The following is a 21,958-nucleotide window of genomic DNA, read 5'->3' on the forward strand; positions in this document are numbered from 1 at the left end:
TCCTGAGTGGTCAGCGTCGGGCCAGGCGCAGCTGGCAGAGCTCTTCAAAGGCTGGACGCAACAGGTACGGATAGTCGCCAACCCAGATCCGCAATCCCGGTAACCAGGCATCACTGAGAGCTCCAATCCTGGAGAAATCCTTGCGCTCGCTGAGCACCAGGCAACGGATGACGCTGCCTTCCCGAATCACCTGATGGCGCTTTTCCATCGGGAATGCCAAGCGACCCAGGTAGCCATCCTCATCCACCAGCTCCAGCAGCATCCAGGTGCGACGGTTCTCCACAAGCTCCAGCTCGCCACGCTGGTTGGCTTGCTCCCGGCTTCCCTCAACACGCTCACGTGTGCTCACGTCAGCGACTTCTCCTTCAAACAGCGCAGCCGATGGGTAGCGGCGCAGACCGGTGTTGCGCTGACTGGCCTGCAGGATCGGTCCCCAGAGCACATAAAGCAGAAACACCACGCCTGTCACAAGCCAGAACGGACCCCAGCGACTGGTCATCTGGCTCTGACTGATCAGCAGCGTGATCACGCCACCGATCGCTGCAATCATCACGCGCTGAAGAATGTCCCGCGGGGAGCCCAGGGACACCCGGAACTGATTGCCGGTGGCCACGGCAGGAATCAGCCGTTGCAGTTCTCCTGGTCGCAGGGGGATAAGCACAGAAACAACCCTCAGATCAGTCGCTCAAGGCCGTAAACCAGGGCTGAAAGAGAGCGCACCTTTCGAACCGTGAGCAGGACCCCGGGCATGTAGGCGGAGCGATCGATCGTGTCGTGTCGGAGGGTGTAGCTCTCTCCCGGTGCCCCGAACATCACTTCCTGGTGCGCCACCAAACCCGGCAGCCGAATCGAGTGAAGGCGCAGACCGCTCTCTCTGAGTCCGCCCCGGCAGCCAGGCAGGGACTCATGCTCTTCCAACTCGGGAGGATTGAAGCCTTTGCCCAGCTCCTCCATCAGTTCAGCCGTCTTGATGCAGGTGCCGCTGGGGGCATCCGCTTTGCGGTTGTGGTGAAGCTCCGTCAGTTCGGCATGGTCATAGAACCGTGCTGCCGCCGCTGCAGCCTGCTGGAGCAACACCATCCCGACGGAGAAATTGGGAATGACAGCGCCGCCAATCGAAGCCTTGGCCGAAAATTCCTGCAGGTCGTTGATCTGGGCCGGTGTGAGGCCCGTGGTTCCGATCACCGGATGGATGCCATAGGCGATGGCCGCCCGGGTGTGGTCATAGACCACCGAAGGGTGGGTGAAATCCACCAGGACCGCCCCGCCATCGTTGTCCCGCACAGACTGGCTGACGGCGCAGAGACAGCCTTCAAAGTCTGCGGTGACGGCGATCTCAAGCTCACCTAAACCCAGCTCCAGGCCCACATCAGACCCTTCTTTGCCGGGGGTGTTGTCGATCGCTCCCGCCAGGGTGCAGTCGTCGGCACCGATCACCGCCTTTATCACTTCAGCACCCATTCGGCCGAGGGCACCAGCCACGACGACAGGAACGGAAGAGCTCATTGAAGTGCCGCGAACGCCCCAAAGCCTATGGGGCTGTTCGTGTAACGCCCGTATGGAAATCGTCGCCAGGGTCCTGACCTGACCGTATGGTTCTTCACATTGCTCAAAACGCGCCGATGTTCACGCAGGTCCGCTCCGCCGATCGCCGAGTTGCTCCTGCTGAGGGTCAAAACCATCGTTCCGTGATGAAAGCGGTTTACGTGGTTCTTGAGCCGCAGTACCAAAACGCGTTGACCCAGGCGGCTACCGCTCTCAACGCTGCCGGTGGCGATCTCGGGATCGAGCTGAGCGGGTACTTGATCGAGGAACTTCGCGACGACAGCAATTACGCCGATTTCTGCGCGGATGTCGCTCAGGCTGATGTCTTCGTTGCTTCGTTGATCTTCATCGAAGATCTGGCTCAGAAGGTCGTGGATGCCGTTGCGCCGCATCGCGATCAGCTCAAAGCCGCCGTGGTCTTCCCGTCCATGCCGGAGGTGATGCGCCTCAACAAGCTCGGCAGTTTTTCGATGGCCCAGTTGGGTCAGAGCAAGAGCGCGATCGCCGGCTTCATGAAGAAGCGAAAGGAGGCGGGTGGGGCTGGCTTCCAGGACGCCATGCTCAAGCTCCTGAACACGCTGCCGACGGTTCTCAAGTATCTGCCCGTGGAGAAGGCGCAGGATGCTCGCAGCTTCATGCTCAGCTTCCAGTACTGGCTGGGAGGCACGCCGGATAACCTCCGCAACTTCCTGCTGATGCTGGCGGACAAATACGTCTTCCCAGCTGCCGAGGGTTCAGCGCGCCCGGCACTGGATGTGGCGGATCCTGAGGTGTTTCCGGATCTCGGGATCTGGCACCCCCTGGCTCCATCGATGTTCGAGGACCTCAAGGAGTACCTGAACTGGACCGCCAGTCGACACGATTTGAGCGAGAAGGCTCTCAGCGGCCCTGTCATCGGGCTGGTGCTGCAGCGCAGCCACATCGTGACCGGCGATGACGCCCACTACGTGGCAACGATTCAGGAACTGGAGTTCCGCGGTGCGCGGGTGATTCCCGTTTTCTGTGGCGGCCTGGATTTCTCCAAGCCGGTGAATGCATTTTTCTACGACCCCATCAATCCCGAGCAGCCCCTGGTCGATGGAATTGTTTCCCTCACCGGGTTTGCCCTGGTGGGAGGACCCGCTCGCCAGGATCACCCCAAGGCGATTGAGTCCCTCAAGAAACTCAACCGCCCCTACATGGTGGCGCTGCCCCTGGTGTTTCAGACCACCCAGGAATGGGAGGACAGCGACCTGGGTCTGCATCCCGTCCAGGTGGCCCTGCAGATTGCCATTCCCGAGCTGGATGGGGCGATCGAGCCGATCGTTCTTTCCGGACGCGACGATGCCACTGGAAAAGCTCACACCCTGCAGGACCGGGTGGATGCGATCGCTGAACGTGCCATCCGCTGGTCGTCGCTGCGAATCAAGCCCCGCGCGGAGAAAAAGCTGGCGATCACGGTGTTCAGCTTTCCGCCGGACAAAGGCAATGTCGGAACGGCTGCCTATCTCGATGTCTTCGGCTCCATCCATCGAGTGATGGAGGAGATGAAGGCCAAGGGTTACGACATCAGGGATCTGCCCAGCACGCCAAAGGCTCTGATGGATGCGGTGATCAATGATCCCGAAGCACTTCAGGGTGCCCCGGAACTCTCAATCGCCCATCGCATGAGCGTTGAAGAATATGAGCGTCTGACCCCTTATTCCGTACGACTCGAGGAGAACTGGGGCAAGCCTCCGGGCAACCTTAATAGCGATGGTCAGAATCTTCTCGTCTTTGGCCGTCACTTCGGCAACCTGTTTGTTGGTGTTCAGCCCACCTTCGGCTACGAAGGTGATCCGATGCGTCTGCTGTACTCCCGCAGCGCCAGTCCCCATCATGGTTTTGCGGCCTATTACACCTACCTCGAGAAGATCTGGGGTGCCGATGCGGTGCTCCACTTCGGCACCCATGGCTCGTTGGAATTCATGCCTGGCAAGCAGATGGGCATGAGCGAGACCTGCTACCCCGACAGCCTGATTGGTGGTCTTCCCAACCTCTACTACTACGCCGCCAATAACCCTTCCGAAGCCACCATCGCCAAACGTCGTGGCTACGCCTCCACCATCAGCTACCTCACCCCACCAGCAGAAAATTCCGGTCTCTACAAGGGTCTGAAGGAACTCGGTGAGTTGGTGGGCTCCTACCAGCAGCTACGCGAAGGCGGCAGGGGCGTGCAGATCGTCAACTCGATTGTGGAAACCGCGCGACAGTGCAATCTCGACAAAGACGTGAATCTGCCGGAGCAGGACGCCGCAGGCATGGACCTTGACGGTCGTGATGCCCTCGTTGGCGCGGTGTACCGCCAGTTGATGGAGATCGAAAGCCGTCTTCTCCCCTGCGGTCTTCACACGATCGGCAAGCCGCCGACGGCTGAAGAAGCCATCGCCACCCTTGTGAGCATCGCCGCTCTCGAAAGAGACGAGGATGGATTGCGCTCCCTTCCTGGACTGTTGGCCGAGGCGATGGGTCGCACCATCGACGATGTTTACCAGGGCAACGACTCAGGTGTTCTTGCCGATGTGGAGCTGAATCGCACCATCACAGAGACATCCCGTGCAGCCATCGGAGCCATGGTGCGCTCTTTGACGGGACGCGACGGAAGAGTCACTCTCCGCAACAGTTTTGGCTGGCTCTACGACCTGCTGAGCCGCTTCGGCCTGCAGCTGCCTTCCCCTTGGTTGCGCGCCTGCTGCTCTGCAGGCTTTACCCAGATCGACTCCGTTGAGCTCGATAAATTGTTCGTCTATCTGCGCTTCTGTCTCGAGCAGGTCTGCGCAGACATGGAGATGGAGAGCCTGTTGAGAGCTCTCGATGGTGAATACGTGCTGCCGGGCCCGGGTGGCGATCCGATTCGCAATCCCGGCGTCTTACCCAGCGGAAAGAACATACATGCCCTTGACCCGCAGGCGATTCCGACCCGCGCTGCCGTGGCCGCGGCCAAGGGCGTGGTGGACAAACTGATCGAACGTCAGCGTGAGGAACAGGGCACCTGGCCTGAAACCATCGCCTGCGTTCTCTGGGGTACCGACAACATCAAAACCTACGGTGAATCCCTGGCGCAGATTCTCTGGTTTGTGGGTGTGAAACCCATGCCGGATTCCGTCGGCCGCGTGAACAAGCTCGAGCTGATTCCTCTTGAGGAGCTTGGGCGTCCCCGGATCGATGTGGTGGTGAACTGTTCGGGAGTCTTCCGTGATCTGTTCATCAATCAGATGGCACTGATTGACCAGGCTGTGAAGATGGCGGCCGAGGCCGAAGAGCCACTCGAGGAGAACTTCGTGCGCCGACATGCGCTCGAACAGGCAGCAAAAGAGGGCACCAATCTGCGGGACGCCGCCTGCCGGGTGTTTTCCAATGCCAGCGGCAGCTACAGCTCAAATGTGAATCTTGCGGTGGAAAACAGCAGTTGGGAGGAGGAAGGAGAACTTCAGGAGATGTATCTCTCACGGAAGACCTTCGCCTTCAATGCTGACAATCCCGGCGAGATGAATCAAAAGCGGGAGGTGTTCGAAAATGTCATGAAAACGGCAGATGTCACCTTCCAGAATCTCGATTCCGCCGAGATTTCACTTACGGATGTCAGTCATTACTTCGACTCCGATCCCACTAAGTTGATCAAGGGTCTTCGTGATGACGGCAAGGAACCCACCAGCTTCATTGCGGACACCACAACGGCCAATGCCCAGGTTCGCTCTCTGAGTGAAACCATTCGCCTCGATTCCCGCACCAAGCTGTTGAATCCCAAGTGGTACGAAGGCATGCTGGATTCCGGCTATGAGGGTGTGAGAGAGGTTGCCAAACGCCTCAACTTCACCCTCGGTTGGAGCGCCACCAGTGGTGCCGTCGACAACTTCGTCTATGAGGAGGCGAACGAGACGTTCATCAACGACCCTGAGATGCGCAAGCGTCTGATGGATCTCAACCCCCACAGCTTCCGGCGCATCGTCGGCACGCTTCTTGAGGTCAACGGACGGGGTTATTGGGAAACGTCAGACGACAACATCCAGCAACTCCAGGAGCTCTATCAGGAGGTGGAAGATCGCATTGAGGGGGTCACCACCGGCTGATGGGTCAGAACCGGCCGTCCAGGGCGTGATCGCTGATCGTTCGGTCTTTGAAATTCACCCCGGCCCATTGCTGGTACTCGTCCAGACTTCGTTCTGCACCAAGCCAGTAGTGATGCAGATCGTCCACGTCTTCCATGGAGGGATTGAGTCGATCCAGGGGTGACTGATCAATGCTGCCGAGCAGAGCATGCACCCGCACGAGGGACCGACGGTTCAGCTTGAACCAGCCGTCGTTGTCTGCCCAGTGTTGCGCTGATCGATCACCGTCTCCACTGTTTGATTTGTAGAGGTGAAACAGGAGAAGGCGATGGGGACAGTAGATGTTGAAGCCGTGGGTCCAGAGCCGCGCCGACAGTGAAATCTCTTCACCGTAGAAATAAAGTTTGGGGTCGTAGGGCACCAGGTTGACGATTCCCCCAGGCCCAAACAAAAAGCCTCCAGCCACAAAGGCATTGGGGATGGGTTGTTCAGGTTGCTGTTGAGGCAGGCGGTAACGGCTGATGCCCTGAAATTTGAGGATGCCGTAGTCATCAAACTGTTGGGCAGCCATCACCGGAAGGCTCTCGCAGTGCAGCGTGCACGGTGGTTGGAACCCGTTCGGGTACACGCTGAGCACGGCCATCGGGTCCTGGCATTCCCTCCAGGTTTGGATCAACAGCTCGTCCCAGTTGCGAACCGCGCGCATATGACTGTCGATCTGGAGCAGAAAGGTTTCATTCGCGAAGAACTGCTGAGCCTGGTGTCGGGCCCAGCAGGCCCCCTGGCTCTCCTGGGCCGCGAAGCGGACCATTGAAAGCTGCTGATGATCGGGGAAGGCCGACGGATCCCAGTGCGGGGGATCCGTGTCGTCCAGTTGCAGGCAAAGGCCGATATTCAGCCGATCGGGATCCTTCGCCATCGTGAGCAGATTCTCGAGCGTTGCCGGTAGATCCGGATCGCGATAGGCCGCGATCTGAATGAAGATCGACGGCCTCACCACAGAACAGCTGCCATGGAGAGGGTCTGGCGGATCGGCCCGACATCGTGAACCCGCAGCACAGCTGCTCCCGCCTGGGCACAACGACAGGCCACCGCGGCGGTCCCCCAGACCCTGGCGCGTGGTCTTGGTTCATCAAGGACAGCACCGATGAAGCGCTTCCGGGATGGGCCGATCAGCAGAGGGAATCCCTCCTGGTTGAGCTGCTCAAGACCTTTCAACAAGGCCAGGTTCTGCTCATGGGTCTTGGCGAAGCCCAGGCCTGGATCCCAGATGATGGCTTTGGCTGGAACCCCTGCTGCCAGAGCCACCTCCGTGCGTTCCATCAGGCCATGGCGCACCTGCTCAACGACATCGTCGTAATCCGTGAGCTGATCCATGGTGCGGCTGTTGCCACGGCTGTGCATCAGCACGACAGGACATCCGGCTGAGGCCACCAACGGGAGCATGGCTGGGTCACGACGTCCGCCACTGACATCGTTCACCCAGTCGGCCCCGGCGGCGAGAGCGGCCTCCGCCACCGGGGCGAGGAAGGTGTCGACGGAGATCAACGCTGCTGGAAACCGACTCCGGATCTCACGAAGTGGAGGCATGAGTCGCTTCAACTCCTCCTCGGCTCCCACCTCGTCTGCACCGGGTCTGGTGCTCTGGGCTCCCAGATCGAGAACATCGGCGCCGAGCTGAAGCTGCAAGGCGGCCTCCGCGACGGCGCGATCTCGCCGCAGGAAGCGACCACCATCGCTGAAGGAGTCCGGCGTGATGTTGATCACACCCATCACGGCGGTGCGCTGACGCCAGCCCTCTGGCCAGCGCATCGCGTCAGACCTCCTGATAGTTGGCAATGCGGGCAAAGCCGTCCGGCTTGAGCGATGCCCCTCCCACAAGCACCCCATCGATGTCACTCATCGACATCAGTTCATCGATGTTCCCCGGTTTCACGGAGCCGCCGTACTGGATCACCAGATCGGTGGCACCCACCCAACTGCGGACCAAACCACAGATGCGATTGGCTTCAGGTGATTCACATGTTTTGCCGGTGCCGATGGCCCAGATCGGTTCATAGGCAACGACCAGTTTGTTGGGATCCAGACCCTCCAGACCCTGTTCGATCTGACGCCGGATCACCCGTTCGGCCTCGCCGCGTTCGCGCTGTTCATCGCTTTCCCCAACGCAGACGATCGGAATCAGGCCATGGGACTGGGCAGCTCTGGCACGGTGGTTGATCTGTTCGTCGCTCTCTGAAAAGTATTTGCGAGGTTCGCTGTGCCCAACAATCGTGTACTTGACCTTGTGCTCCAGCAGCATCTCGGCTGAGATCTCCGCCGTGAAGGCTCCGTGATCCTGCCAATGGACGTTCTGACTGGAGAGTTCCACCGAACTGCCAGACGCCAGATCCGCCATCGTCGAGATGGCGGTGAAGGGAGGCGCCAGAACGATCTCCCGATCGTCCGGTGTGTCGGCGACCAGAGGTAGGAACGCAGACATGTAGTCCCTGGCCTGGGAGCAGGTCATGTGCATCTTCCAGTTGCCGGCGATCACCCGTCTGCGCACGCCTCAAACCTCAGCAGAACTGCCGGCCAACTTAAGGGGTTGCCGAAGTGCCGTCCTCGACGATCGCTTCCTCCCCGGCGAGGTTGACCCGATCGCCGGGCTGGAGCTGTCGGCCGCGGCGTGTCTCGACAACGCCATTGACGCTGACGGCCCCGGACTGAATGTGGTGTTTGGCTTCGCCGCCGGTGGCGACCCAGCCCAACCATTTGAGGAATTGATCGAGCTTCATCGCTGTGGAGCACCGGGATCCCATTGATACTGTGCCGGGATGCTTTCTCCCTCACAGGCTGGCTTCCGGCGTCTGCTGCCGCTGTTGCGTCCCCATCTGCGACAGCTGATCGCAGGCCTGGCCTGCATGTTGCTGTATGTCGGCAGCTTCCTGCTTCTGCTCAATCTGGCCGGTGAGCTGTTCCCGTCCCTGTCGTCCAGGGACCTGCCCAGGGTGTTGCTACTGATCGGTCAGGGGGTCGTGATCTTCGCAGTTCAGAAGCTGGCCCAGTTCGGCCAGGATTCACTTCTGGCCGGACCGGCTCTGCAGGTGAGTCAGACGCTGCGCAGTGATCTTTTCCGCACGCTTCAGACCGTAGAACTCGGGGCGTTGGAAAAACTCTCCGCTGGAGATCTCACCTATCGACTGACCGAGGATGCCGACCGTGTCAGCGAAGTGCTGTACAAGAGCATTCACGACACGGTGCCGAGCGCCCTGCAGCTTCTCGCTGTGCTGGGTTACATGCTCTGGCTTGACTGGAAGCTCACGGCGAGCATCGTGCTTCTCGCCCCCCTGATCGTCTGGCTGGTCGGTCTGTTCGGGGCCCGTGTCATGGCGGCCACGGAGCGAAGTCAGAAAAAGGTGAGCGAGCTCGCCGGACTTCTCGGTGAGGCGATCGAAGGTCTCCCTCTCGTGCGGGCCTTCGCGGCAGAGCCCTGGCTCCAGCATCGGTTCGAACGGGAAATCGATCAGCACCGTCAGGCGCGACACCGCACCTACAACCTGGTTGCTCTTCAGCATCCTGTCGTCGGGATGATCGAAGTGGTTGGACTGTTCTCGGTGCTGGCGCTGGCGGCCTGGCGGATCGAGAGCGGTGATCTGTCCATTGCCGGTCTGAGCAGTTACCTCACCGGTCTGGTGGTGTTGATCGATCCCATTGCCCATGTGACCAACAACTTCAACGAGTTCCAGCAGGGACAAGCGTCCCTGAAACGGCTCCGCCAGATCGAACGGGAGCCCCAGGAACCTGCTGATCCAGCTGATGCCGTTGCGCTCGGCGTCGTACGAGGTGATTTGGTTCTCGAGGATGTCTGCTTCGGCTATGACCCCGCGCAACCCGTGCTGCAACATCTCAATCTCGAGGTGAAAGCCGGTCAGGTTCTGGCATTGGTCGGTCCATCCGGTGCCGGTAAGAGCACCCTTTTTTCGCTGCTGTTGCGCTTCAACACCGCTCAGCAGGGTCGGATCCTCCTCGATGGAAACGATCTGAGCGTCCTGCGGGCACGGGATCTGCGCCGAAAGGTGGCTCTTGTGCCCCAGCGCACCACAGTCTTTTCCGGCAGCATCGCTGAGGCCATCCGTTTCGGTCGTCGCGCCAGCGACGCCGATGTGATGGAGGCGGCCCGCTTGGCCAATGCTGATGGGTTCATTCAGAGCCTCCCCCGCGGCTACGACACCCTCTTGGAAGAACGGGGAAGCAACGTCTCCGGAGGGCAACTCCAGCGAATCGCCATTGCCAGGGCGGTCCTCGGTAACCCGGCGCTGCTACTGCTCGATGAAGCCACCAGTGCTCTCGATGCTGAGGCCGAGGCTGCGGTGCAGCTCGGCCTCAGGCAGGCCATGTCAGGACGCACCGTGCTCGTGATCGCCCATCGTCTGGCCACCGTTCAGGAAGCCGATCAGATTGTGGTTCTCGAAAAGGGGGCCATTGTGGATCGAGGCAGTCATGACGCCTTGATGCAACGCGGCGGCCGCTACAGGGAGCTTTGCGAAAGGCAATTCATCAGGGATCTGCAGAATCGCTGAGCGCCACTACGATCAGCGCGCCGGTCTCGATCCATCCCCGGCGACGAACGATGACTGACTCCGCAGCCAACAATCCAAATCCCGTGTTGACCTTCGAAGGCAAGCGGTACGACCTCAACACGCTCCCCGATGAGCTCAAGGAGTTGGTGCGTGGCATGCAGGTGGCTGATGCTCAGCTGCGCATGCATGAGGACACTCTCAAGGTGCTGGCCGTCGGTCGTCAGAGCATGGCGATGCAGCTGAACGAAAAGCTGCAGTCCGTGGCTCCGATTCCAGACGGCCAGGCCTGATTGAACTAATTCGGGTCCGCCTCTCCTGCGCTCTTGAAGCGGTACTCCCTGGAGAGGCGGAACACCGTTCCTGAAAGGAGCAGCAAGGCCACCAGATTCGGAAGGGCCATCAGACCATTGAGGGTGTCAGCCACTCCCCAGACAGAGCCACTGGTTCCGGCGATCGATGCGAAGACCACCATGGCGACCCAGAGGAGCCGGAACGGCAGGATGGCCCCGGTGCCGAACAGGTAGGCGGTGCAGCGTTCTCCGTAGAAACTCCAGCCGAGAACGGTTGTGAAGGCGAAGACCACGAGGCCGATCGTCACCACGATTCCACTGCCTGGAAGGCCGCTGTTGAAGGCTGCTATCGAGAGGTTTGAGCCGCTCAGCTCATTAGTGCCGTTGATCAGGGCATCGCCCGTGGTGGTGATGATCACCAGGGCGGTCATCGTGCAGATGATCAGGGTGTCGATGAAGGTGCCCAGCATCGCCACGGTGCCCTGACGAACGGGATCGTGGGTGTTGGCGGCAGCGTGGGCGATGGGCGCGCTGCCCAGGCCGGCCTCATTGGAGAAGATGCCCCGTTTGAACCCCATCAGCACCACCTGACCGAACGCTCCACCCGCTGCGGCTTCCCCACTGAAGGCATTGCCGAAGATCATTCCGATGGCGTCCGGAACGCTGGTGATGTTGATGAGAAGCACCACGATGCATGCCGCCACGTAGAGCAGCGACATCAACGGCACGATCGCGGAGGCGGCCAGGGCAATCCGCTTGATGCCGCCGATGATGACGGCGAAGACCAGAACGCCGAGAACCACGCCTGTGATCACCCTTGGAACACCGGCGGTCTCGAGGGCTGAGGACACTTCAAACACCTGAACGCCGTTGCCGATGCCAAAGCCCGCGAGCATGCCGAAAACGGCGAACAGACCAGCCAGCCAGCTCCAGCCCTGACCGAGACCGTTCCGGATGTAATACATCGGGCCTCCCACATGGTTGCCCTGGTCGTCGGTTTCGCGGAAATGAACAGCCAGCAGAGCTTCGGCGTATTTGGTGGCGATGCCGAAAATGGCGATCACCCACATCCAGAACACGGCACCGGGGCCGCCGACAGCGATCGCACCGGCAACACCGGCGATGTTGCCGGTGCCGATGGTCGCTGACAGTGATGTCATCAGGGCCTGGAACGGAGAGATCTCGCCCTCGTTGCGGCCATCCGTTGGCTCCAGCAGCATCCGCACGCCGTACGGCAGCCGTTGAATCGGCATGAAACGCAGCCCAAGCATCAGAACCACGCCCGTGATGGCGATCAGGCCGACCGTGGGCCACCCCCACACCAGGCTGTTGATCGGCCCGTTGATCTCACTGACCGCGCTGTCGAAGCCCTCCATCCCCAAAATCAAAAACGTTTGGAGATGGTGTCACAGGCATCGATCAAGGGCAATCCAAATCAAAGGGCTTCGAGATTTTCGAAGCGGAAGGTTTGGCTGCCGGCGGGGGTGTGGCCGTGGGCTTCGGTGGTCACGACCCGCTCGCTCAGCACCCAGGGACCATCCCCAGGCAGAGGAGCGAAGGTGTCCCTGAAGCTGTTGCGGCCACCCCGGGCGTCGCCCGTCGCGGGGTCGGCGTATTGACTTGTGTAGGTGTGGCTGAGGTAGCCCGCGCCCGTGTCGGTGACATCGGTGGTGTAAATCGTCACGACCGTGCCATGGATGTGACGGTGGACCATGGTCACCACGTCATCCTTGATGCGGTAGCGGTCCCCCTCTCCCTTGCCGCCAACAATGATTTCGGTACCCACCGAATCCGTATCGCCGGCAATGAACGTGTTCTCACCGTGGGTCTGCTCGAAGCTGCGGCGAACACGATGAATCGCGACCTCCCAAAGCTGGGAGTTCATCGCTTTGAGAACCTCTGCATCGTCAATGCCCTCAACCGACGCCTTCAGATCCGCTCCGACCTGGAACGTTCCCTCTTCGCGGCGGTCCCCCTGCTCCCAGATGCAGCGCCCGCGGTAGCCACCGAAACCCGGTGCCCAGGTGTAGCGGTTCTCGTAGGCCCTGCGGAAGGAATCGCGGCAGTCACTGCCGGGGGTGACTGGAGCGGAAGCGGAGACGGTCACTAGGTTCCGGCCGAAAGAATCACACTACAGATTCAGTCGAGTCAGCTGTTACCTGGATGCGGCATGAATGTCCTGGAGGGCGTTGATGCTGAGGCTTGGTTGATCCTGCAGTGCCGTGATGGCTTCGACAGCTGCCCGCGCGCCAGCCAGGGTGGTCACGGTCGGGACCGCGTAATCAAGAGCGGCCCGTCGCAGGTACTTGTCGTCGTGGGCTGCCTGTCGGCCGATGGGTGTGTTGATCACCAGCTGCACCTGGTTGGAGCGGATCATATCTTCGATGTTGGGGCGCCCTTCATGGACTTTGAGCACTGGCTGAACAGCCAGCCCCGCCTGATGGAGCGCCTGGGACGTTCCACTGGTGGCGATCAGCTTGAAGCCCAGCTCGATCAGCCGTGCAGCGACCGGCACCAGGGCCTGTTTGTCGCGGTCATGGGTGGAGAGGAACACCGTGCCCTCCGTGGGCAGGGCCTCTCCAGCCCCCAGTTCCGCTTTGGCATAGGCCATCCCGAAACTGCTGGCCGAACCCATCACTTCGCCTGTGGAGCGCATCTCGGGCCCCAGCACCGTGTCTGATCCCGGAAAGCGCCGGAAGGGCAGAACAGCTTCTTTGATGGTCTGCCAGGGAGGCTTTGGCTCCTCGGTGAGGCCGACCTCGCTGAGGGTCTCTCCTGCCATCAGGCGAGTGGCGATCCGCGCCAGCGGTCGACCGGTCGCCTTGGCAACAAAGGGAACGGTACGGGAAGCGCGGGGATTCGCTTCGATGATGTAAACAACCTCCTTGCCTTCGCCATCCCGTTGAACGGCGAACTGCAAGTTGATCAGTCCCCTCACCTGGAGTGCCAGGGCGAGACCCCGGCTCCAGCTGCGGATTGTGCTGAGGGCCTCCTCCCCAAGGGAGACAGAGGGAAGACAACAGGCCGAGTCTCCCGAATGAATGCCGGCAGGCTCGATGTGCTCCATCAATCCGCCGATCACGACCTCACCGTTGACATCACAGAGAGCATCGACATCCACTTCCGTGGCGTTCTCCAGGTACTGGTCGATCAACACCGGGTGATCAGGCTCCACCTGAACCGCTTCCTGCATGTAGCGATTTAGCTCGTCCTGATCAAAAACCACTTCCATGGCCCGACCTCCCAGGACGTAGGAGGGGCGCACCACCACCGGATAGCCCACGCCTTCGGCGACCCGGCGAGCTTCCTCTTCGCTTCGGGCCAGTCCATGGCGGGGCTGACGGATGTCGAGTTCGCTGAGAATGGCTTCGAACTGTTCGCGGTCCTCGGCGCGATCGATGGATTCCGGAGAGGTTCCCCAGATGCTGCTTCCGGTGGCTTTGCCATCTTCACTGTCCAGCCAGCGCATCAGCGGGATGGCGAGTTTCAGGGGTGTCTGCCCGCCGAACTGCACCAGGAGACCATCCGGTTGCTCCGCTTCCACGACGTTGAGAACGTCCTCAAGGGTGAGCGGTTCGAAGTAAAGGGTGTCGCTGGTGTCGTAGTCGGTGGAGACCGTTTCGGGATTGCTGTTCACCATCACCGTGGTGATGCCCTGCTCCTGCGCTGCGAAGGATGCATGGCAGCAGCAGTAATCGAACTCGATGCCCTGACCGATGCGATTCGGGCCGCCTCCGAGGATCATCATCTTCTGTCCCTCCTGGGGGGGTGCGACCTCGTTGGAGAGAGCAAGGTCGATGAGACCTCCATTAGCGTCGAGGCGCTGCAGCGGACGTTCGTAGGTTGAGTAGTGATAGGGCGTTGTCGAGGCGAATTCGGCCGCACAGGTGTCAACGGTTTTGAACACCGCTCGGACGCCGAGTCCGTGCCGGTGACGCCGCACATCGAGTTCATCGCTGTTAGTGGCCCAGCCGATCTGGCGATCGGAGTAACCAAGCTGTTTGAGGGTGAAGAGTGCCTCGACGTCGAGATCCTCAAGGCTGCTGTTGTGCAGCAGATCCTGTTCAACAGTGATCAACCCTCGCAGTTTGGCCAGGAACCAGGGGTCGATACCGCTCAGATGGTGGATGGTGCTGTCGCTTCGGCCACGCACCATCGCTGTCCGCACGGTAAGGATGCGCTCCGGTGAAGCGGTGCGCAGGCGTCGATCGATCTCGCTGTCGCTGAAATCAGGTTCCTGCCGATCCGCTCCCCAGCCTGAGAGGCCGGTCTCGAGGGAACGCAGAGCTTTCTGGAATGACTCCTCGAAGCAACGACCGATGGCCATCGCCTCCCCCACGGATTTCATGGAGGTGGTGAGGACCGCTGGACTTCCGCGGAACTTCTCGAAGGCGAAGCGTGGAATCTTCGTGACCACGTAATCGATGGTCGGCTCGAAGCATGCCGGTGTCTTGCCTGTGATGTCGTTGATGATTTCGTCGAGGGTGTAGCCGACGGCGAGACGGGCGGCGATCTTGGCGATGGGGAAGCCGGTGGCCTTGCTGGCGAGAGCGGATGATCGACTCACCCTCGGGTTCATTTCGATCACCACCACGTCGCCGTCCGCTGGGTTGATGGCGAACTGAATGTTGCTGCCGCCAGTGGCGACGCCGATTTCACGGATGATCGCGATCGACTGATCACGCAGGCGCTGATATTCGCGATCGGTGAGCGTCTGAGCCGGTGCCACGGTAATCGAGTCACCCGTGTGCACTCCCATCGGGTCCAGGTTTTCAATGCTGCAGACGATCACCACGTTGTCTGCGAGATCGCGCATCACCTCCAGCTCAAATTCCTTCCAGCCCAGAAGGGACTGCTCGATCAGAATCTGCGAGACCGGACTCGCCTCAAGGCCGCTCTTGCAGATGGCGGCATACTCCTCCGGGTTGTAGGCGATGCCACCGCCGCTGCCGCCGAGGGTGAAGGCCGGGCGAATGATGCGGGGAAAGCTGCCGATCGCGGCGCCGACCGCCTCTGCTTCTTCGAGGGTTGAAGCGATTCCGGACGGGCAGACCCGAACCCCGATCCGTTCCATCGCCTGCTTGAACAGCAGGCGATCCTCCGCCTTCCGAATCGCCTGCAGATCGGCTCCGATCAGCTCCACACCGAAGCGTTCCAGAGTGCCGTTCTCCGCCAGTGTCACCGCCAGGTTCAGGGCGGTCTGACCACCCATCGTGGGCAACAGGGCATCGGGTCGCTCGATCTCGATCACCCGAGTGACCACATCGGGTGTGAGCGGTTCGATGTAGGTGCGGTCGGCCATGCCGGGGTCGGTCATGATCGACGCCGGATTCGAGTTGACGAGAATCACTTCGAACCCTTCGGATCTCAGGGCCTTGCAGGCCTGGGTCCCTGAATAGTCGAATTCGCAGGCCTGGCCGATCACGATCGGACCTGATCCCAGCAGAAGAATGCGACGCAGATCGGTCCGCCGGGGCATGGGCTTGGAGGAACGGCCTAACCCATTCAGCTTCCCACGCAGCAGCGCGGGCAGCCGGGTCGGGGCGTTTTGACGCCGGAGCCTCGCTACCTTTGAAGGGACGTTGAGATCACGATCACGATGAGTGAGCTCCAGCGCCTCAAGGGGCTGCTGCCCCCAGAGATGCAGAGCTGGGTGTTCGTGGAGACCGCAGCTGCGGTTGATCCGCCCCTGATCACCCTCGAGGAGATCGGTCGCGACGAGGTGGAAATTCAGGTTGATCTGGAACCCTGGGACAAGTTGGCTCTCGACCACCGCAATCTGCTGTTCTGGCATGAAGTGGGCCGAATCCAGAACGACACGATCCCGCGTGACGGCTGGGAAATGGCGGCGCTGGCCATTGGACTGGGCGGAGCCATCGGAGAGCTCTGGGTGCAGGACGGCCTGTTGTTGCTGATGGCCCTTGGGCTCTCCGGTTTTGCCGGATACCGGCTCTATCTAAAGAACAATTCTGAGAAACGCCTTCAGGATGCGATTAGCGCTGATGAACGCGCCATCGATCTGGCCTGTCGTTTCGGATACAGCGTCCCCAACGCCTATCGCAGCCTTGGCGGTGCTCTCAAGGAGCTGGTGGAACAGACCCGCAAAAAGCGCAGGCGCGGCTTCTACGAGGACCGCCTCGAGGCCCTGCGCAAGAGTGCCAGCAAGGCTCGGGCTGAGATGGCGCAACAGGAAGGGTCCCGGAGCTCCGTCACCAGCGAAAATGTCTATGGATAGTGTCCAGCTGGCCGAACTCGCTGCCGATGCCTGTGACGATCGAAAAGCCACTGATATCCGTTTGATCCGCGTTGATGAGGTCTCGAGCTTGGCGGATTGGATGGTGATTGCCGGTGGTCAGTCCGATGTGCAGGTTCGAGCGATTGCGGGCTCCGTTGAAGATCGCCTCGAAGCGGAGGCGGAACGCCTCCCGCTCCGTAAGGAGGGCATCAGCGAGGGGCGCTGGGCCCTGCTCGATTACGGCGAGTTGATCGTTCATGTGTTGCAGCCGGGCGAGCGTGGTTATTACGACCTCGAATCGTTCTGGAGTCACGGGGAAACCCGAACGTTTCTAAGTTCGAAATAATCACGGTTCCTGAATGGCTGAAGCCGTCGCCTGCCCAGTCCCTCCTGAGCAGAGACCTCTCGAGGAATTTGAACAACTCAGTCGATCCTGGTTTTTTTCCTGGCCTGCCGGTGAGTTCCCTCATCTGCGGCGCGCTCTGCTGATCAGCTGGCTGATGCTTCTGCCCCTCAGCACGTTGGTGGCCAGTGGCAGCTGGACGCTGAGAAACGACCCTGCCCGGCTCGTTGCAGCCGGTGCCGTCGCGGCCCTGGTGCTTCCCTTGCTCCTGTTGATGCGTCAGTGGCTGGGGTGGACCTATGTGATGAAACGCCTGCTTGCTGAAACGGTCGATTACGAGGAGTCCGGCTGGTACGACGGTCAGATCTGGGAGAAACCTCTGTCCTGGAGAGAACGGGATCTTCTGGTCGCCCGTTACGAGGTTCGACCGATTCTGGGCCGTCTCAGTCGTGCCATGGCCCTTGCCACGGGCTTGATACTTGGTGGTGCAAGCCTCTGTCAGGCTCTCTGAAGCAAGGTCGCTGTTGAGCATGCCCCTCACCCCAGGGTTCAGCGCTGGAAAGCGTTCGGGAACCCCTCCTCTGGAGGTCACGCTGAGACGGGGGTGCATCAGTGAATCGCAGCACCGTGTTCACGCTGTGGTTTGCGATGGCCGTGGCCGGGTGCTGATGTGCGCGGGGGATCCGGGCTTCGAGACGTTCATCCGCTCCGCCTTGAAGCCTTTCCAGGCCCTCCCCTTTCTCAGCAGCGGAGCCGTTGAGCAGATGGAGGTGGGCGATCGTGGCGTCGCGATCAGTTGTGCCTCCCATGCCGGCACCAATACCCATGCCCGCGAGGCGTTCAAGCTGCTCTGGAAAGCGGATCTGGAGGCCTCGCAACTTCAGTGTCCGATTCCAGCCGGTGCGGATAGTCCTCTCCAGCACAATTGTTCGGGCAAGCATGCGGCCTTTCTGGCTACAAGCCGAAAAATGTCCTGGCCACTGGAGAACTATCTCCAGAGCGACCATCCACTGCAGGTGGAGGTGAACCGGCGGGTCGCTGAATTGCTCGGATTGCCGGCTGAGGAACTGGTGGCGGCAAGAGACGACTGCGGCGCGCCGACGCTCCGGCTTCAGCTTGCCCAGATGGCTCTTCTTTATGCCCACCTCGGTGCATCGCGGCAGGCCGAGTTTGAACAGATCTCAAGGGCCATGCTGGCGCACCCGGAGCTGGTGGCAGGGGATGGTCGGTTCGACACGGAACTGATGCGACGCAGTCACGGCCAGGTGCTCAGCAAGGGAGGGGCTGAGGGGATCCAGTGTCTGAGTCGGATCGGAGAAGGGTTGGGGGTTGCCATCAAAGTGGAGGACGGCTCGAAACGGGCGAAGCAGGCCGTGGCGTTGCATCTGCTGCGGCAGCTGGAGTGGCTCACCCCGATGGGCTTGCAGGAGTTGGAGGAGCAGGTCCTCGTCATCAATCCGGGGGTGAACCTCGAGGTGAGCGGTGCGCTTCGTTTTCAGGAAAGCTGAAGTTTTTGGTGTCACGCGACACCGATGTGTATGATTTTGAAGGACGACGCGGGGTAGAGCAGTCTGGTAGCTCGTCGGGCTCATAACCCGAAGGTCGGGAGTTCAAATCTCCCCCCCGCCACCAAATCTTTGTTTCAAAAGACCAACGTAATGTTGGTCTTTTTTTGTCAATTCAGCACGCTGAAGACGATGGTGAATGAGTTGTGATTGCTGATCTTTCGCGACTATTTTTCAACGTCAATTGATTCGCAAAAATATTGCCGAGTCCTGTGTGATGGTTAGTTCATGAATGTCGAGCGATACAAAGGCTTTTAAGGGAGTGGTTGTCTTCGGTGTGTTTAGAGATGGTGGTAGTGTTCTGACAGGTTTGAGTCAGATCTGAAAGCTTAATGGTGAATGCGTCTCTGAATTGGTCTTCAATCTTGGGATTGGGTTTGATTCTGTTTTGGATTCCTTCGTATTTGATTTCTCTGATCCATGTTGATTGGTTGGCAAGGCGTGAGGTTGAACGCACACAAAAGGCGACTGAATGGGTCGTTTTTGCGGTGACGTTCTGCGGCAGGGCGTTCTGTTTGCCATTCGCGGCCGGAATCTTGTTTTTTCAAGGTTGGAGACTGGACCCAATTCTTCAATTTGGGGTTTTTCTTCTCGGTGCTGGTGTCATTGCTGAAACCTCAAAGTCATCCTTCAACGACCTCGAACAAAACCGCCAGTTTGCATCTGCGCATCGTTCAGAGACAGGCGGTTCACGCACCTCTGCGATGACATTGCGCGTGCAGGATCGTGTCTGGCTTTGGGCGGTGCTGCATGCAACCCTGCCGCTAGTGAGTTTTTACTACGCCTTCACACGGCGGACGATCACCCCTTTTCTGTGGGACATCATCATTCGAGTGATTGTTGTGGTGTTATCGAATGGGTTGGTTTACCTGCTGGTTGGATTGCTCGGAGGATGGCTGCCCGATAGTGCGCTCTCGGCGGTCAACCCATGGTTGATTGTTGCCTTTGGATTCGTGTTGCTGCTCTTGAATTGGTTGCTTGCCGTTCTTGCCGCACGACATGGCATCATGAAGGCCAAATCCTATGCCCGATTGAAATTAGGCATGCAGTCCTGATCGTTGTTGTTAAGTCATCAAATTCACCACGATGTTGTCCCTTGTTGAATTGATACTTGATTTCCATCGTGCAAGGTTTGTGATTCATTCCGACTGATGTCCCCTTCATGAGCAGCGCATCTGAGCCTCTTGATGGAGCCTGGGACGCGATTGTCGTTGGCTCCGGTGCGAGTGGTGGTGTGGCTGCCATGACGCTGGCGGAAGGGGGAGTCCGTGTGTTGGTGATCGATGCCGGCCCGGATCTCAGTGCAAGGGTTGCGTTCGGCAGTGCCCTCAGCAACGCAGCGCGACGTGTCGCAGGCATCAGCAGTGGTCGTCATCGCGCCCAGAGCCAGCACCCTGGTTACTGGAAGGCCAACCCAGCCCTCTATGCCGATGAACGTCTGCATCCGTACGACGTTCCGCCGGATCGCCCGTTCCTATGGACCCGTGGCTTGCAGGTGGGTGGCCGCAGTCTCACCTGGGGCGGGATCACTCTGAGGCTCTCGGATCGTGACCTGGTTGGCGTCGATGTGGACGGTGAGCGCATCAGCTGGCCTCTCCGTACGTCGGATCTCTCCGAGCACTACGGCTACCTCGAGCGTTGGTTGAACGTGCATGGCTCGCGGGATGCAATTCCTGGATTGCCCGATGGAGAGCTGATGTCGCCTCTGCCGTTCACAGCGGCTGAGCAGGGTTTTGCGGAGGCCGTGCGCCAACGATGCGGCCATGCCGTCATCCACTCGCGCGGTTTCGGCCCGCCGGCTGAGGATCTCGAGGAGGGCTGGCCACGCTCAAGCAGTCGCGGCAGCAGTTTGCCGCGAGCTGTGGCAACTGGACGGGTGCGCTTGCTCGCTGATCACATGGTGGAGCGACTGGTGTTCAGTCCTGAGGGTTCCAAGGCGACGGCTGTGGTCGCCATCGAGCAGCGCAACGGCCAACGCCATCGCTTTCAGGCTGATTTGATCGTGCTGGCTGCGTCCACGATTCAGACGGTCTCGCTGCTGCTTCGCTCCCATGAGCAGCAGGTGTCCGGCGGGTTTGCCGATCCTTCCGGGCGGCTGGGCACCCGTCTGATGGACCATGTGTCCACAAGCCAGTTCTTCAGTTTTCCCGGTTTCAGCCGGGGGCCTCAACCTGCCCTGAGCGGTGCTGGCAGTTTTTTTCTTCCCTTCGGCCGCGACCTGCAGGATGCCGACTTCCAGGGAGGCTACGGACTGTGGGGAGGGATCGGTCGCTTTGATCCGCCGCGCTGGCTGATGCGGAATCCGCGCACCACAACGGGTTTCCTGATCGGACATGGCGAAGTGCTTCCAAGGGCCGACAATCAGATTCGCCTCAGTCACCAGACTGATCGCTGGGGAGTCCCGGTGCCGTTCATCGACTGTCAATGGGGTGACAACGAGATGGCGATGGTGGCTCACATGCGGAGGACCATGGCGCACTGCATCGAGGCTGGCGGCGGTCAGGCGCTCCCCATCACTGATCTGTTCCGCCTGCCGCTGATCGAGCCCCAGTTGCGTAACGCCGTTGCGGCCTCAGATCGAGCAACGCCTCCCGGGTATTACATCCACGAAGTGGGAGGAGCACCGATGGGATCGGATCAGCGCCTGAGTGTGCTGGACCCCAGAAACCGGCTGTGGCGAGTTCCCAACGTGCTGGTCGTCGATGGTGCCTGTTGGCCGTCCTCCGCCTGGCAGAGTCCAACGTTGACAATGATGGCTTTGAGCCGCCGCGCCTGTCTGCTGGCTCTCAGTTCTCGGGGCGAGTGAAGAGATCGTCGAGATAGCGCTCAATCACAGAGCGTTCTTCACAGCCGTTCTGGAACAGGAAATGGGCCAGAGCGGAGCTCATCACGCGGTACTGGTCCCAGCTTGGATGGGCACCAATGAACTGCTTCATGCCGAGGTACAGCACTTCCGGTATTTCAGCTTCCAAACTCACATAGGCCGATGACGTCTGCGTTGCATTCATCGCTGCCCCCATGTCGTGGCAGCGCTCCAGGTGATTTCGATCCATTCAGCTCTGACTCGCTCGTGTCATCAGGACCAAGGAAGCCATAGAAGGTGGCCTCTCGTCAAAACAGGTTCAGACCGAACACAGGGGCCTGAGACAGACTGAGACAGCTTGCGCCGCAGCCATTCTCAGTAACGCAACTGGCTTTGTGTTCTGCGGCATAAGGCTTGATCAGGCCCTGTCAAGCGACTGGTGGAACCTGCTCCGATCTTCACAAGATCGCCGCCTCAGGCCGCTGCAGAGGGATGGCCTGTGGAATAGCTCCCAGAGCCTGTGGAGAACTCCTGGAAAACCGGGGGCT

General features: G+C 60.2%; 19 protein-coding genes and 1 tRNA gene. 10 read left to right on the forward strand and 10 right to left on the reverse strand.

The genetic code is table 11. The features are described 5' to 3' along the window. Positions 1 to 10: 10 nt before the first annotated feature. Positions 11 to 661: a hypothetical protein gene (locus KR100_RS06060; protein ID WP_038544059.1), complete on the reverse strand. Its 651-nt coding sequence runs from the start codon at positions 659 to 661 to the stop codon at positions 11 to 13. An 11-nt stretch (positions 662 to 672) separates the two neighbouring features. Further along, entirely contained in the window at positions 673 to 1,506 is an 834-nt protein-coding gene (dapB, locus tag KR100_RS06065; RefSeq protein ID WP_038544061.1) for a 4-hydroxy-tetrahydrodipicolinate reductase, read from the reverse strand. Positions 1,507 to 1,622: 116 nt separating this feature from the next. Between dapB and KR100_RS06070 the strand changes: the two genes are divergently transcribed. Beyond that, a complete protein-coding gene (locus KR100_RS06070; protein WP_038548100.1) occupies positions 1,623 to 5,633 on the forward strand; it encodes a magnesium chelatase subunit H in 4,011 nt (1,336 codons plus the stop codon). Between the two features lie 4 nt (positions 5,634 to 5,637). Here the strand turns inward: KR100_RS06070 and KR100_RS06075 are convergent, their stop codons facing one another. The 4 genes from KR100_RS06075 to KR100_RS06090 are packed head-to-tail and all read right to left on the reverse strand — an operon-like array spanning position 5,638 to position 8,389. Next, positions 5,638 to 6,609 (reverse strand): GlcNAc-transferase family protein, encoded by a 972-nt coding sequence (locus tag KR100_RS06075; RefSeq protein ID WP_038544063.1) that lies wholly within the window; start codon positions 6,607 to 6,609, stop codon positions 5,638 to 5,640. Continuing rightward, positions 6,606 to 7,424, reverse strand: coding sequence for a dihydropteroate synthase (gene folP, locus KR100_RS06080; protein ID WP_156097938.1), 819 nt, complete (start codon positions 7,422 to 7,424; stop codon positions 6,606 to 6,608). The genes KR100_RS06075 and folP overlap by 4 nt, the downstream gene beginning before the upstream one ends. Before the next feature lie 4 nt (positions 7,425 to 7,428). After that, the gene (gene tpiA / locus KR100_RS06085) at positions 7,429 to 8,160 is read right to left on the reverse strand and encodes a triose-phosphate isomerase (protein ID WP_038544065.1); all 732 of its coding nucleotides are present in this window, start codon (positions 8,158 to 8,160) and stop codon (positions 7,429 to 7,431) included. Between the two features lie 31 nt (positions 8,161 to 8,191). Next, complete coding sequence (locus KR100_RS06090; protein WP_038544066.1) at positions 8,192 to 8,389, reverse strand: RNA-binding S4 domain-containing protein; 198 nt, start codon at positions 8,387 to 8,389, stop codon at positions 8,192 to 8,194. Positions 8,390 to 8,428: 39 nt separating this feature from the next. Between KR100_RS06090 and KR100_RS06095 the strand changes: the two genes are divergently transcribed. Together KR100_RS06095 and KR100_RS06100 are read left to right on the forward strand one after the other, a co-directional pair. Next, complete coding sequence (locus KR100_RS06095; protein ID WP_038544068.1) at positions 8,429 to 10,174, forward strand: ABC transporter ATP-binding protein; 1,746 nt, start codon at positions 8,429 to 8,431, stop codon at positions 10,172 to 10,174. A 50-nt stretch (positions 10,175 to 10,224) separates the two neighbouring features. Beyond that, positions 10,225 to 10,464: a DUF6447 family protein gene (locus KR100_RS06100; protein ID WP_038544070.1), complete on the forward strand. Its 240-nt coding sequence runs from the start codon at positions 10,225 to 10,227 to the stop codon at positions 10,462 to 10,464. Positions 10,465 to 10,469: 5 nt separating this feature from the next. Here KR100_RS06100 and KR100_RS06105 read toward each other — a convergent pair whose 3' ends face one another. From KR100_RS06105 to carB, 3 genes are read right to left on the reverse strand one after another with little or no spacing between them, the layout of a single operon-like run. Then, the gene (locus tag KR100_RS06105; RefSeq protein WP_038548106.1) at positions 10,470 to 11,840 is read right to left on the reverse strand and encodes a sodium:alanine symporter family protein; all 1,371 of its coding nucleotides are present in this window, start codon (positions 11,838 to 11,840) and stop codon (positions 10,470 to 10,472) included. Between the two features lie 59 nt (positions 11,841 to 11,899). After that, positions 11,900 to 12,571 carry a DUF3386 domain-containing protein gene (locus KR100_RS06110; protein ID WP_038544072.1) on the reverse strand — a complete coding sequence of 224 codons (672 nt, stop codon included), beginning with the start codon at positions 12,569 to 12,571 and terminating at the stop codon, positions 11,900 to 11,902. Between the two features lie 48 nt (positions 12,572 to 12,619). Beyond that, on the reverse strand, positions 12,620 to 15,943 hold the full coding sequence (carB, locus tag KR100_RS06115) for a carbamoyl-phosphate synthase large subunit (protein ID WP_038544074.1): 3,324 nt from the start codon (positions 15,941 to 15,943) through the stop codon (positions 12,620 to 12,622). Between the two features lie 120 nt (positions 15,944 to 16,063). Between carB and KR100_RS06120 the strand changes: the two genes are divergently transcribed. The 7 genes from KR100_RS06120 to KR100_RS06150 all read left to right on the forward strand — a co-directional run bounded on the left by KR100_RS06120 (position 16,064) and on the right by KR100_RS06150 (position 21,413). Next, a complete protein-coding gene (locus KR100_RS06120) occupies positions 16,064 to 16,699 on the forward strand; it encodes a DUF3318 domain-containing protein (protein WP_038544076.1) in 636 nt (211 codons plus the stop codon). Then, on the forward strand, positions 16,692 to 17,045 hold the full coding sequence (gene rsfS / locus KR100_RS06125; protein ID WP_038544078.1) for a ribosome silencing factor: 354 nt from the start codon (positions 16,692 to 16,694) through the stop codon (positions 17,043 to 17,045). Before KR100_RS06120 ends, rsfS begins: the two co-directional genes overlap by 8 nt. A 13-nt stretch (positions 17,046 to 17,058) precedes the next feature. Next, on the forward strand, positions 17,059 to 17,553 hold the full coding sequence (locus KR100_RS06130; protein WP_038544080.1) for a CGLD27 family protein: 495 nt from the start codon (positions 17,059 to 17,061) through the stop codon (positions 17,551 to 17,553). Positions 17,554 to 17,572: 19 nt separating this feature from the next. After that, positions 17,573 to 18,550, forward strand: a complete 978-nt coding sequence (locus KR100_RS06135; RefSeq protein WP_038544082.1) for an asparaginase — start codon at positions 17,573 to 17,575, stop codon at positions 18,548 to 18,550. 47 nt (positions 18,551 to 18,597) lie between these two features. Next, positions 18,598 to 18,674 (forward strand) — tRNA-Met (locus KR100_RS06140). Between the two features lie 265 nt (positions 18,675 to 18,939). After that, positions 18,940 to 19,662, forward strand: coding sequence for a hypothetical protein (locus tag KR100_RS06145; protein WP_156097939.1), 723 nt, complete (start codon positions 18,940 to 18,942; stop codon positions 19,660 to 19,662). A 107-nt stretch (positions 19,663 to 19,769) separates the two neighbouring features. After that, positions 19,770 to 21,413, forward strand: a complete 1,644-nt coding sequence (locus tag KR100_RS06150) for a GMC oxidoreductase (RefSeq protein ID WP_038544087.1) — start codon at positions 19,770 to 19,772, stop codon at positions 21,411 to 21,413. On the opposite strand, the gene KR100_RS06155 is transcribed toward KR100_RS06150, so the two are convergent. Next, positions 21,394 to 21,660, reverse strand: coding sequence for a DUF2811 domain-containing protein (locus tag KR100_RS06155; RefSeq protein ID WP_038544089.1), 267 nt, complete (start codon positions 21,658 to 21,660; stop codon positions 21,394 to 21,396). The genes KR100_RS06150 and KR100_RS06155 overlap by 20 nt on opposite strands. Positions 21,661 to 21,958 lie beyond the last annotated feature (298 nt).

The organism is Synechococcus sp. KORDI-100 (assembly GCF_000737535.1).
In the GTDB taxonomy this organism is placed as follows: Bacteria; Cyanobacteriota; Cyanobacteriia; order PCC-6307; family Cyanobiaceae; genus Parasynechococcus.